We start from the raw sequence: 12,049 nt of genomic DNA, 5'->3' as shown, positions 1-12,049 counted from the left end.
TATTTATTACTAATCACTCAGCTATGTTAAAGCAGATCCGATACTATAAACTGCCCTATATTATTTATAATTTCTTCAATAAGAAAAAACTGCAGCATAATATTCCTTTATACAAGAAATATGGTATCAACAAGAACTATTTTTCCAGTATTTCCAGTGCGGATTTTTCTCACCTTCTTGCTGCGGAAAGGGCAATAGAACAGGACAAGCTTGTTAATACATCATTTTTTAAAGGGCTTTCTGCTGAAAATAAAGAAAGTGCTCTGCAATATGACGATAACGGATATATGATCTTGCGGAACTTCATCAGTACAGATGATGCGGATAAAATCAATACCGAGATCGATAAACTGATGGAAAACGGAACGCTGAAGTTTATTTACGGCGGAAAGCTAATGTTTGCCATCCATCACTCTGAGATCATTAAAAATATTGGAAATAATAAAAACCTGCTGGATTTTCTTTCTGTACTTCTGGACGGCAAAGCCAAACTTTTCCAGAGTATCAATTTCATTAACGGGAGCCAGCAGAAAACGCATTCAGACAGCATTCATATGACGACTTATCCTCTTGGCGGGCTTCTGGGAGTCTGGATCGCTCTGGAAGATGTGGATGAAACTAATGGGGCACTGCATTATATCCCGAAAAGCCATAAACTGCCGTATTTTCTCAATTCCGATTATGACAATGAAGGAGACGCTATCCGGCTTGGGAAAAAAAGCTATAAGGCATATGAAGAGTTTTTAGAGAATAAAGTCAAGGAACTTGGTTTGAAAAAAGAAATTTTCAGAGCCAAAAAAGGGGATATGTTAATATGGCACGCCAATATCCTTCATGGAGGCGAGCCTCATACGGATAAAAACAAAACACGGAAAAGCCTCGTTTATCACTTTTTTGACGAAGAAAGTGTATGCTATCATGAAGTAACGCAGAGGCCTGCGCTGTTTGAACTCTAATTTCAGACGGTATTCAATATGGTAAAGAGAATAAAAATATTTGAATAATACCAGCTGATAGGATAGTTTTTTTACTTTTGTAATCTTTAGTGAATAAAGCACAGATGAAAAAAACTGACCGACTTCTTGTTTTTATATTTTCCATTTACCTATGCCTGATGTCGTACTATCTGTACACCCATCAGTATTATAATGTAGATCTTGAAGCGTATGCGGGGCTCATCTATAAAGCTGAGTATCCTGAGATGAAAATAGAGGAAATTCACAAAAAAGTATACACAGAACTAAAAGATACAAATCCCAAACTTTTCGGAATTACCCCTCAGGATGAGGAAATTGCAGTAGGAGAGAATACTTATTATAAGGTTCTGTCAGAAAATCCAAAGGCCTACGGGGAAGAACTGCAGCTGTTTTCTGTAAAACCTTTTTATAATTTTGTCAATCTGATGTTCTTTAAATCAGGTTTCAATTTAACTACATCCGTATTTTTAACGTCTATACTTTCTTATGTCCTTATTTTAGTTCTTGTATTCTGTTATCTCATCCGAATCCTGAAGAATTATCCTTTAGCATTAATCATCACTGTAATAATTTCTCTGTTCAAACCGCTTCTGGAAGCGAGCAGACATGCGTCCGCAGACAGTTTGTCGTGTTTGTTGTTGTTATTGAGCTTATATACTTTTATCGTCAGAAAGAAACATCTGCCAGCCACTATTTTTGCAATGCTTTGTGTTTTAACACGGCCGGAATATTTTATCCTGTATTCATTTCTGTATATAGTGGCCTATTTTAACAGAAATATACTTGAAATCAAGGCTTCAAAGCTGTTTTTCTCTTATGGGTATATTTTTCTTGCCTTCTTTCTTATTCAGTATTTCAACCAGATCTCGTGGTCTACTTTATTTATGAACCAGTTTACTAAGGTGCAGATTTACCCGATATCAGATCCCGATCCTTTTGTCTTTTCTGATTATGTAAAGTATCTTAAAAAGTCAATGCTGCTGGAGTTCAACGGATCTTATTTTTCTCTTTTGCTGCTGTTTATCGTTATTATTCTGGCGAATAAATTTTCATGGCACAGTAAAAAAAGCTGGGCACAGTGCCTGTTTTTTGCAGCGATTTATATCTCCGTATTTCTCAGATTTTTGGTTTTTCCAAGCCTGGCCAACAGAATGATGATTGGTTTTTATCTGATCATTATCCTGTCCCTGATCTATATTCAGAATTCAAAGATCAATATATTTAAAAACTCTTTAGAAGCCGGAAAATAATTAGTAATTTTGCGGTCTAAAATGATGACGAGTTTTTCAGGATATCTACCGTATGCTTTTGCATTGATTATCGCAATTCCTTTCCTGGTTTTGCTGAGACAATTTGTACACTCATATATTACCCTTAAGAATCAGGAGATCAAGCTGCTTTCTGTAAAATCAAATTCAGAAAACAAAGCCCATTCCTATGAAAGGATGACTCTTTTTCTGGAAAGAATTAAACCCTCAAACATTATTCAGAAGTTTGATAAAGGCCTGGCAGTGCATGAATTTATCTTTCTTACCGAAAAAACCATCAATGATGAGTTTGAATACAATTCTTCACAGCAGCTGTATGTTACGAAAAGTTCATGGAAGAATATCGTAGATTCTAAAAATGCTTTGATAGATTTACTTCACAAAACCTACGACGGGCTGAATGGAAATGCAGATCTTGAAGAGTTCAAAACTATTTTTATCATGAACTATATGGACGGAGATGATTACATCGCGGCCACAATAGAAGACCTTAGAAGAGAAATTTTAATTATAACTTAAAAAAATAACAGATAAATAATGATTCCAAATTTTAAAGCACATCCGTGGCATGGGATTTCAGCAGGAGAAGATGCGCCAAATGTTGTAAACGTATTTGTGGAAATCGTTCCTTCAGATACTATTAAATATGAAGTAGATAAAGAAACAGGATTTTTAAAGGTAGACAGGCCTCAGAAATTCTCCAATATCATTCCCGCTTTATACGGATTTGTACCTAGAACATACTGCCACAATGAAGTGATGAAACTGGCTATAGAAGCCGGAGCTGATGATGTGACGGAAGGAGATCATGACCCGCTTGATATCTGTGTACTGAGCTCTCACAACATCCATTCAGGAGGATTGCTAATGGAAGCTATTCCAATCGGAGGATTCAAAATGATTGATGGAGGCGAAGCTGATGATAAAATTGTTGCCGTAATGATTGGTGACCACGCTTTCGGACATTTCAGAGATATTTCAGAACTTCCTGAAGCAGAAGTAAAAAGACTGATGCACTACTTCTTAACGTATAAAAACCTACCGGATGAGCCTGCTAAATGTAGAATTCATGAGGTTTACGGAGCTGAGCACGCTAAAAAAGTGATCAAAGCTTCTCAAAAAGATTATGCAGAAAAATTCGGAGGATAATATTCCCTGATGTAATGATAATAAAAGGATAGACAATTTTGTTTATCCTTTTTTGTTTTTAAAATTAAGCACCTTTTATTTCCGGTTTAACGCTTGCTAGCTGATGTTTTAATTTTTTCATGTGATATATCAGCTGTAAACTCTCAAATTTTTTAACGCTTTAGTAACAATTATTTATTATATTTAATTTTCTATTACCAAAAAAATATTAAACTATGGATCTATTTGTGTTAGTACCAATTTTTGGTGTTATTGCCTTGCTTTACACATTTCTTCAAAGTAATTGGGTAAGTAAGCAGAATGCCGGAAATGAAAAAATGAAAACGATCAGCGGACACATCGCTGACGGTGCAATGGCTTTTCTAAAGGCCGAATACAAGATTTTAACCTATTTCGTCATTGTAGTATCTATACTGCTGGCGGTGATGGGCTCCAGCAATGCCAATTCTCACTGGAGTATTGGACTGGCTTTTGCCATGGGGGCCGTATTTTCTGCACTGGCAGGATTTATCGGAATGAAAATCGCTACAAAAGCGAATGTAAGAACGGCGGAAGCCGCCAAAACTTCACTCTCCAAAGCATTGAAAGTTTCCTTTACCGGAGGTTCTGTCATGGGAATGGGGGTTGCGGGACTGGCTGTTCTTGGTCTGGGAGCTCTTTTTCTGATCATTAAACAGATTTTCGCACCTGATGCTGCGGTGGACTCTCATGAGATGGAAAGAACCATTGAAATCCTTACAGGGTTTTCTCTGGGGGCAGAATCCATTGCCCTTTTTGCAAGAGTTGGTGGCGGGATTTATACCAAAGCTGCAGATGTAGGGGCTGACCTTGTAGGAAAAGTAGAAGCAGGAATTCCTGAAGATGATCCGAGGAATCCGGCAACGATTGCTGATAACGTGGGCGACAACGTAGGAGATGTGGCCGGAATGGGAGCCGACCTTTTCGGGTCTTATGTGGCCACGGTACTCGCAACAATGGTTTTGGGAAGGGAAACTATGTCCGATGACGCTTTCGGAGGATTTGCCCCTATTCTTTTGCCAATGCTTATTGCAGGAACAGGGATTATTTTCTCCATGATAGGAACTTTATTTGTAAGAATCAATGACAATGAAGGTTCATCCACTTCCAGCGTACAGAATGCACTGAACTTAGGAAACTGGGGAAGTATTGTGATCACCGCGATATCTTCTTATTTTCTGGTGACTTATCTTCTTCCCGAAAAAATGACCCTCAGAGGACATGAATTTACGAAAATGGGCGTTTTCGGCGCTATTATGGTAGGACTTGTAGTGGGTACTTTAATGAGTATCATTACAGAATATTATACGGCCATGGGTAAAAGACCGGTTTCCAGTATTGTGAGACAGTCTTCCACAGGGCATGCCACCAATATTATCGGCGGACTTGCTGTCGGTATGGAATCTACACTCCTTCCGATTATTGTATTGGCAGGAGGTATTTACGGGTCTTATCTGTGTGCAGGACTTTACGGAGTAGCGATTGCAGCAGCCGGAATGATGGCTACCACTGCCATGCAGCTTGCGATTGATGCTTTCGGGCCTATTGCTGACAATGCCGGAGGAATTGCAGAAATGAGCGAGCTTCCGAAAGAAGTCCGTGAGAGAACAGATATTCTGGATGCCGTAGGAAATACCACAGCAGCTACCGGAAAAGGGTTTGCGATTGCTTCTGCTGCACTGACAGCTTTAGCCCTATTCGCCGCTTTTGTAGGCATTGCAGGAATTGATGGAATTGATATCTACAGAGCAGATGTTCTGGCAGGACTGTTTGTAGGAGGAATGATCCCGTTTATCTTCTCATCATTGGCTATTACAGCCGTAGGACAGGCAGCGATGGCTATGGTAGAGGAAGTAAGAAGACAGTTCCGTGAAATTCCGGGAATTCTGGAAGGAACAGCACAGCCTGAATACGAAAAATGTGTAGCTATTTCTACAGATGCTTCCATCAGAAAAATGATGCTTCCCGGAGCTATTGCTATTATTTCACCTTTATTGGTTGGATTTATCTTCGGACCTGAAGTTTTGGGAGGATTCTTAGCAGGAGCCACAGTAAGCGGTGTTCTTATGGGAATGTTCCAGAATAATGCCGGCGGCGCCTGGGATAATGCTAAGAAGTCATTTGAAAAAGGAGTGGATATCAACGGCCAGACTTATTATAAAGGTTCAGAACCGCATAAAGCTTCCGTAACAGGTGATACTGTGGGAGATCCGTTTAAAGATACTTCAGGACCGTCAATGAACATTCTGATTAAATTAATGTCTATTGTTTCATTGGTTATTGCCCCAACACTGGCCGTTCTGCACAAAGATAAAATTGAAGCTAACCGAAAAGCCAAACTGGAAAATCTTACAAGAGTTGCAGGAATTGGTCTGCATACAGTAGGTACAGATATCAAAACCACGCCAGTTTCTTCAATGGAAATTAAGGGACATCTTAATGAAAACGGAGATTTTGTTTACGAAACAGGAACTATTCAGGAGATTAAGCTGGATGGCGAGAAAATAATCACGTTAGGAGAAGGAAGCAGACTATTCCAGCTGTACAATTCCGTAAAAGGAAAAGATCAGACAGTAATAGATCCTAATAACTGGTATACCCTGGAAAATCTCTACTTTGAAACAGGTTCAAGCGATTTAAAAGCAGGTTCCGATGCACAGCTCAATAACCTTGCTGAAATTTTAAACGCTTATCCTGATCTGAAAGTGAAATTAGGAGGCTACACAGATAACACCGGAAATGAAGAAAGTAATCTGAAACTGTCAAACCTGAGAGCTCAGACTGCAAAACTGAAACTTCTGGAGTTAGGAATTTCATCAGACAGGGTAGAAGCAGAAGGCTACGGTTCTCAGCATCCCGTTTGTGAAGCCAATGACACAGATGAGTGTAAAGCAAAAAACAGAAGAATTGATGTAAGAGTTCTTGCTCTTTAAAATCATACAAAAAATATCTAAAGCACCGTTCACAAGCGGTGCTTTTTTATTGATTATAGTTTAACGAAAGAATAAAACACAATCATCTCTGCAAATCCGTGTCATCTGTGGGCAAAAAAATACGGTCAAAAAATAGAAGAATAATTTTTCAGTATCTGCTAAATCGGCGTGAGAAAAAACTTCATTTTAATCTTTAACCACAGATGACACAGATTTGCACAGATGTTTTGAGGGATGTTAAAAGGAGATGGCTTAAAGATTTTTCTGTAAATGCTCCAAAGCCTGAATAATCACTTCATCTTTTTTCGCAAAACTGAACCGCACATAATCTGAGTTCTGTCTTGAATTATAAAATGCAGAAAGCGGAAGACAAGCCGTTTTTTTCTCAACCGTCAGCCATTTGGAGAATTCTACATCCGTCATTGTTTTAGAAACATTCCTGAAATTAACGATCTGAAAAACACTTCCCTCTGCTTTTTTTGCCGCTTCCAAAGGCGTGAAAGCAATCATTTCATTGAATATATCCCTTTTACGCTGCATAATGTGCTTATTTTCAGAAGAATCAAAGACTTCCAGATATTTGGCAACGGCATATTGAGCGGGAGCATTGGTACTGTAGGAAATATACTGCTGATGGCATCTGAATTTAGCGGTCAGATCTTCTGAAGCAAGCAGATAGCTTACTTTCCAGCCGGAAGTATGAAACATTTTTCCAAAAGAAAAAATACAGAAAGTTCTGTTTTTGAGTTCCGGATGAAGGAAAGAACTGTAGTGTTCAAGCCCGTCGTAGCAGTAAGTATCATAGATTTCCTCTGAGATCAGGTAGATTTCCTGATGTTTGATCAGCTCATACAGCTGGTTCCAGTCACTTTGTTTCCAGATGGTTCCGGTTGGGTTTTGTGGTGAATTTACAATAATAGCTTTTGTTTTTTCAGAAATGCATTTTTGAAATTTTTCCCAGTTTATGGTGAAATCATTGTCAAGATCATAATAAACCGGAACACCATTATTTAAAACTACCGAAGGCCCATAGGTATAATAGGACGGCTGGATGATAATCACTTCATCTCCCTGATTGAGAATAGATTTAAGGGCGGTATGTAAAGCAAAAGTTGCACATGGAATAACGGTCACCTCATTTTCCTTCAAATGAATGCTGTTGGCCCGGTTGGCATTGAATGTAATGATGTTCCTGATCAGCAGCGGATTTCCTGCAAGAGGCTCATACTGATGACATTGGTGGGCGGCAGCTTCTATTAAAAATAATTTCAGACGGTCGTCAATATCAAAATCAGGCAGCCCGAGAGACAGATCATAGCTGTTATGTTTGGCCGCAAGTTCAGACATTTGTGTGAAAAAGGAGTAGTGTGTAAATCCGTAAATTTTTTCCATCTGTGTTGCATTTAAATCAAATATAAGAAAAATACACATCCGTTGAAGATTAAATAAAATTTGTTATTTTTAAGCAAATTATTGTCATATGAAAAAAATACTTATCCCGCTTCTGGGGCTGGCTCTGGTGGTCAGCTGCGGAACAGCTAAAACTTCGGAAGGAGTTGCTGCCCAGACTTCATCGGTACCCAAAGCTGATAAAGCATTTCACGCTGCATATAAGACCATTAAGGCAGATGAATTAAAGAAGAACTTATATGTAATTGCTTCTGATGAAATGGGGGGAAGAGATACGGGAAGTCCGGGCCAGAAAAAAGCAGGTGAGTATATGATTAATTATTACAAAAGCCTTGGAATTACTCCTCCCAAAGCATTAGGATCCTATTATCAAAAGGTTCCCGCGGAATTTATGAAGAAAAGAGGCGGTGGAAATCTTCCTGATTCCGAGAATATTCTTGCGTTCATAGAAGGAAGTGAAAAACCTGAAGAAATAGTGGTGATCTCTGCCCATTATGACCATGTAGGCACACAAAACGGAGTGGTTTATAATGGTGCTGATGATGATGGAAGCGGAACTGTAGCTGTTATGCAGATTGCAAAAGCTTTCCAGGAGGCTAAAAAGGCTGGAAAAGGGCCTAAAAGATCCATTCTTTTCCTGCATGTAACGGGAGAGGAGCACGGTTTGTTCGGTTCGGATTATTACACCAGCAATCCGGTATTTCCATTGGCGAATACAGTGGTAGACCTTAACATTGATATGATTGGCCGTGATGATGCTGAAAACAGAGGAAAGCAGTATGTTTATGTCATCGGTTCTGAGATGTTGAGCTCCCAGCTTAAAGTCATCAATGAAGAAGCCAATAAAAAGACGAATAATCTGGAACTGAATTATAAATATGATGATCCGGCTGATCCGGAACAGCTGTATTACCGTTCAGACCACTATAATTTTGCTAAAAATAATGTTCCGGTAGCCTTTTTCTTTGATGGTATTCACGAAGATTATCACAAACCGACTGATGATCCTGAGAAAATTGACTATGCTTTGCTGGAGAAAAGAACACAGCTTGTGTTTGCTACGGCCTGGGAGATTGCGAACAGAGCAGAAAGAATTGTTGTAGATAAAAAATAATACAAATGTTGAATCAGCGCAAAGACATCAATAGCAGATGAACTTTTTTAAGATATAGGAAGCTCAATGATTTTTAAACAAATTATTACCGATAGATTTTATAAGCATTAAATTTTAGCGGAGATAAAATCCTTGAGCCATAAAAACGGAACATTTTTAAAGTAAATTGCGTCTTTGCGCTGACCAACATACAATATTGAATAGGACGGGCTTTTGCCCGTTTTATAATTAAAAAACAAATATCAATGAACCTAATCATTCGTGAGGCAAGGCTGGAAGACATTCCACAAATCCAAAGTGTAAGAAACTCTGTTAAAGAAAATACCCTTTCCGATCCCGGATTGGTAACGGATGCAGACTGTGAAGAATTCTTATTTAAAAGAGGAAAAGGCTGGGTCGCTGAAATGGAATCCCGGATTGTAGGTTTCTCCATTGCAGATCTGAAAGAAAATAATATCTGGGCACTTTTTCTGCATCCTGACTTTGAAAATCTGGGAATCGGAAGAAAACTTCACGACATCATGCTGGACTGGTATTTTGAACAGACTCCGGAAACGGTCTGGCTGGGAACATCGCCCGGCACAAGAGCTGAAACGTTCTACAGAAAATCCGGCTGGAAAGAAACAGGAATGTACGGAAAGGAAATCAAGTTTGAAATGACATATAATAACTGGAAAAACAGAAAATCATGAAACAAGGGGTAAAATCCATCAGACCGTTTATCGGGGCTGCAAATTTTGAGATAAGCCGGAGCTTTTACAGAGATCTCGGGTTTGAAGAAGTCGTTCTTGAGCCTAAATTATCCCTGTTTAAAAGGCAGGAAACCGGATTCTATCTTCAGGATTATTATGCAAAAGACTGGGTAGACAATACGATGATCTTTATGGAAGTAGATGATACGGAAGATTTCTGGCAAGAACTTCAGACATTGAATCTTACTGAAAAATATGAAGGTGTACGGCTAAGTCCGGTGAGAACCATGGAGTGGGGAAAGGAATGCTTTGTACATGATCCGTCGGGGATTTTGTGGCATTTCGGTGAATTTTTTTAATGAATAGAAAGAATATGATTTACGCTTTTGATACATATTATTATGATGACCACGCGAATACGGTATGTATAGCATTTCAGGATTGGAACTCAGAACATGAATCTGAGATTTTTACAGAAAAAACAGAAGTTTCTTCAGATTATGAGAGTGGAGCCTTTTACAAAAGAGAACTTCCCTGCATTCTAAGCTTATTGAAGAAAATTGAATTAAAAGATGGGGATATTATTATCGTGGATGGCTATGTCACTCTAGACAATGACGGAAAAATTGGTCTTGGCGGTTATCTTTACGAAGCCTTAGGCCGGAAGTATGTCATTGCCGGCATTGCAAAAAATGAATTTACATCACCGGATTCCCAGAGAAGAAATGTTTTGCGCGGCGAAAGTAAAACGCCGTTGTTTCTTACCGCAAAAGGAGCAGATGTAGATGAAATCCTTCCCAAAGTGGAGCAGATGCATGGAAACTACCGGATGCCTACATTGTTAAAAAAACTGGATCAGCTTTCCAGAGCTTAATTGATTAAAAATTGATATCAGAAAATTTCATCTGCAGATTGTAGTAATCTCAATTGTATTTTCAGATTATTTTTTTGTTCAAAACAATGTTTTTGCTGATTATTCCATTGTTTTATTTCCTTAAATGTATTTTACAGTTAAATTTCTACAAGATAAAGTACTCCTTAGTTTACGGTTTTTTTTAAGTTTAATAAGCTGATTGTTAGTGCTTTATTTTTATTTGAAGTAATTTTATTGGACTTTTAAACATAAATTATTACCCTGATTTTTACATTATTCTGCAAAAGGTGACAAATGTCATTCGTTTATTATTTTTATTAATTCTAAATAAATATAAATTTGTCTCAAGAAAATTAAGAAATACATGAAGAAATTATCTACTCTTTCTGCCATCGTGCTTTATGCGGGAATGAATGCACAATATTGCAGTCCGGCATTTCAATATGGAGCGGATAGCAATATGATCACGAATGTCAGTTTTGGAACGATCAATAATACATCAACTGCCCAAACCGGAGCGGCACAGGCTTATGAAGATTTTACTTCAAAGTCAACCGAACTGCAGGCTGGAAATACCTATCCAATCTCTGTAAAAGGGCCTTCCAGTACATTTCCAAGTGATGTTGTTGTGTTCATTGATTTTAACAGGAACGGTAATTTTGATGATGCTGGAGAAAGCTTTTATATCGGAAGACTGGCTGCAGCGAATCCTTTCAATGCTTTTACCATAAACGGGAGCATCGCAGTTCCGGCCAATACAACAGCCGGGGCTACAAGAATGAGGGTTCTTAAAAATACCAATATTGCTGCGTATTCGGATCCCAATGCTGCCAATTCCATTAATACAGCTTGTGACAGTGGTTTAAGAGCAGGGCAGACGGAAGATTATACTTTAAATATACTGGCCACAAACCTGGCCACATCGGAGGTTTCAAAAAAGACGGCCGGGAAAATATATCCGAATCCTACTTCAGGTTCTGTAACCGTGAAAACGGAGGCGGGACTTGAAAAATATGAAGTGTATAATCTGACAGGACAGAAGCTTCTGGAGGGAACTTCCAGCACGATCAGCATGGAAAGCCTTACAGCCGGAACCTATCTGATTAAGATCTACAGCAAAGATAAAAACACGGTGATTGAAAAAGTCATAAAAAAATAGAAACACTTATCTAATCATATCCATATCAATTTTTGTTTTTTAAACCGGCAGATTTTCTGTCGGTTTTCTTTTTTTGATCAAGAGGATATGTGTAAAAATACAGAAGGATTTATTCAGACGCACAGCTTTATTGTTGAAACTGTATATTTGAGGTTGCAAAGATGAATCAATCTTCGATTGATTTGACCAAGCGGCTGTTTTATTTACGCTTAATCACTGACGAAGTCAGAATTCTTTGCTTTCCTTAAATCAAATCATTTGTTAATGGAACTTTGCGTTGAAAATTATTCAAAAACAGCAAACTCACTTTTGAGACATTGTCTTATCTAAATTCTTTTCCTGTTTAATAAAAAGCTTCCTTTTGTCGGCAATCTCGGAAGAAAAATAGAGCAAAGCAGCTATTGGCAGATACAAATCTAAACCTTTAATGATAGGAAAGGTTTCGGGCGGGCCGG

Annotated in this window: 11 protein-coding genes; 10 read left to right on the top strand and 1 reads right to left on the bottom strand. The window is 38.4% G+C overall.

The genetic code is table 11. The annotated features are described in order from the left end of the window. Positions 1-23 precede the first annotated feature (23 nt). From JET18_RS15960 to JET18_RS15940, 5 genes are all read left to right on the top strand, one after another. Complete coding sequence (locus tag JET18_RS15960; protein WP_202092651.1) at positions 24-956, top strand: phytanoyl-CoA dioxygenase family protein; 933 nt, start codon at positions 24-26, stop codon at positions 954-956. 104 nt (positions 957-1,060) lie between these two features. After that, entirely contained in the window at positions 1,061-2,227 is a 1,167-nt protein-coding gene (locus JET18_RS15955) for a hypothetical protein (RefSeq protein ID WP_202092650.1), read from the top strand. 24 nt (positions 2,228-2,251) lie between these two features. After that, on the top strand, positions 2,252-2,764 hold the full coding sequence (locus JET18_RS15950; protein WP_202094330.1) for a DUF7935 family protein: 513 nt from the start codon (positions 2,252-2,254) through the stop codon (positions 2,762-2,764). An 18-nt stretch (positions 2,765-2,782) separates the two neighbouring features. Further along, positions 2,783-3,394 (top strand): inorganic pyrophosphatase, encoded by a 612-nt coding sequence (locus tag JET18_RS15945; RefSeq protein WP_202092648.1) that lies wholly within the window; start codon positions 2,783-2,785, stop codon positions 3,392-3,394. A gap of 215 nt (positions 3,395-3,609) precedes the next feature. After that, a complete protein-coding gene (locus JET18_RS15940) occupies positions 3,610-6,345 on the top strand; it encodes a sodium-translocating pyrophosphatase (RefSeq protein WP_202092647.1) in 2,736 nt (911 codons plus the stop codon). A gap of 252 nt (positions 6,346-6,597) precedes the next feature. Here JET18_RS15940 and JET18_RS15935 read toward each other — a convergent pair whose 3' ends face one another. Further along, positions 6,598-7,737, bottom strand: coding sequence for an aminotransferase class I/II-fold pyridoxal phosphate-dependent enzyme (locus JET18_RS15935; protein WP_202092644.1), 1,140 nt, complete (start codon positions 7,735-7,737; stop codon positions 6,598-6,600). Positions 7,738-7,825: 88 nt separating this feature from the next. Here JET18_RS15935 and JET18_RS15930 point away from each other — a divergent pair, with 88 nt between their 5' ends. From JET18_RS15930 to JET18_RS15910, 5 genes are all read left to right on the top strand, one after another. Continuing rightward, positions 7,826-8,869 carry a M28 family metallopeptidase gene (locus tag JET18_RS15930; RefSeq protein WP_202092643.1) on the top strand — a complete coding sequence of 348 codons (1,044 nt, stop codon included), beginning with the start codon at positions 7,826-7,828 and terminating at the stop codon, positions 8,867-8,869. Positions 8,870-9,114: 245 nt separating this feature from the next. Then, a complete protein-coding gene (locus tag JET18_RS15925) occupies positions 9,115-9,561 on the top strand; it encodes a GNAT family N-acetyltransferase (protein ID WP_202092641.1) in 447 nt (148 codons plus the stop codon). After that, complete coding sequence (locus tag JET18_RS15920) at positions 9,558-9,920, top strand: VOC family protein (protein ID WP_202092639.1); 363 nt, start codon at positions 9,558-9,560, stop codon at positions 9,918-9,920. The genes JET18_RS15925 and JET18_RS15920 overlap by 4 nt, the downstream gene beginning before the upstream one ends. Then, a complete protein-coding gene (locus tag JET18_RS15915) occupies positions 9,920-10,435 on the top strand; it encodes an endonuclease V (protein WP_317193268.1) in 516 nt (171 codons plus the stop codon). Before JET18_RS15920 ends, JET18_RS15915 begins: the two co-directional genes overlap by 1 nt. 364 nt (positions 10,436-10,799) lie before the next feature. Further along, complete coding sequence (locus JET18_RS15910; protein WP_202092638.1) at positions 10,800-11,594, top strand: GEVED domain-containing protein; 795 nt, start codon at positions 10,800-10,802, stop codon at positions 11,592-11,594. The last annotated feature ends 455 nt before the right edge of the window (positions 11,595-12,049 follow it).

Origin of the sequence: Chryseobacterium endalhagicum, from assembly GCF_016745235.1 — a bacterium.
Lineage (GTDB): Bacteria > Bacteroidota > Bacteroidia > Flavobacteriales > Weeksellaceae > Chryseobacterium > Chryseobacterium endalhagicum.
The sequence above is the reverse complement of the archived record's forward strand: the minus strand, read 5'-3'. Positions and strand labels throughout refer to the sequence as shown.

What these genes read in the sequence shown, in the direction of transcription:
- JET18_RS15940 (WP_202092647.1), top strand. Translation starts at nt 3,610, where the DNA reads ATGGATCTATTTGTGTTAGTACCAATTTTTGGTGTTATTGCCTTGCTT.
- JET18_RS15955 (WP_202092650.1), top strand. Translation starts at nt 1,061, where the DNA reads ATGAAAAAAACTGACCGACTTCTTGTTTTTATATTTTCCATTTACCTA.
- JET18_RS15950 (WP_202094330.1), top strand. Translation starts at nt 2,252, where the DNA reads ATGACGAGTTTTTCAGGATATCTACCGTATGCTTTTGCATTGATTATC.
- JET18_RS15945 (WP_202092648.1), top strand. Translation starts at nt 2,783, where the DNA reads ATGATTCCAAATTTTAAAGCACATCCGTGGCATGGGATTTCAGCAGGA.
- JET18_RS15925 (WP_202092641.1), top strand. Translation starts at nt 9,115, where the DNA reads ATGAACCTAATCATTCGTGAGGCAAGGCTGGAAGACATTCCACAAATC.
- JET18_RS15960 (WP_202092651.1), top strand. Translation starts at nt 24, where the DNA reads ATGTTAAAGCAGATCCGATACTATAAACTGCCCTATATTATTTATAAT.
- JET18_RS15920 (WP_202092639.1), top strand. Translation starts at nt 9,558, where the DNA reads ATGAAACAAGGGGTAAAATCCATCAGACCGTTTATCGGGGCTGCAAAT.
- JET18_RS15930 (WP_202092643.1), top strand. Translation starts at nt 7,826, where the DNA reads ATGAAAAAAATACTTATCCCGCTTCTGGGGCTGGCTCTGGTGGTCAGC.
- JET18_RS15935 (WP_202092644.1), bottom strand. Translation starts at nt 7,737, where the DNA reads ATGGAAAAAATTTACGGATTTACACACTACTCCTTTTTCACACAAATG.
- JET18_RS15910 (WP_202092638.1), top strand. Translation starts at nt 10,800, where the DNA reads ATGAAGAAATTATCTACTCTTTCTGCCATCGTGCTTTATGCGGGAATG.
- JET18_RS15915 (WP_317193268.1), top strand. Translation starts at nt 9,920, where the DNA reads ATGAATAGAAAGAATATGATTTACGCTTTTGATACATATTATTATGAT.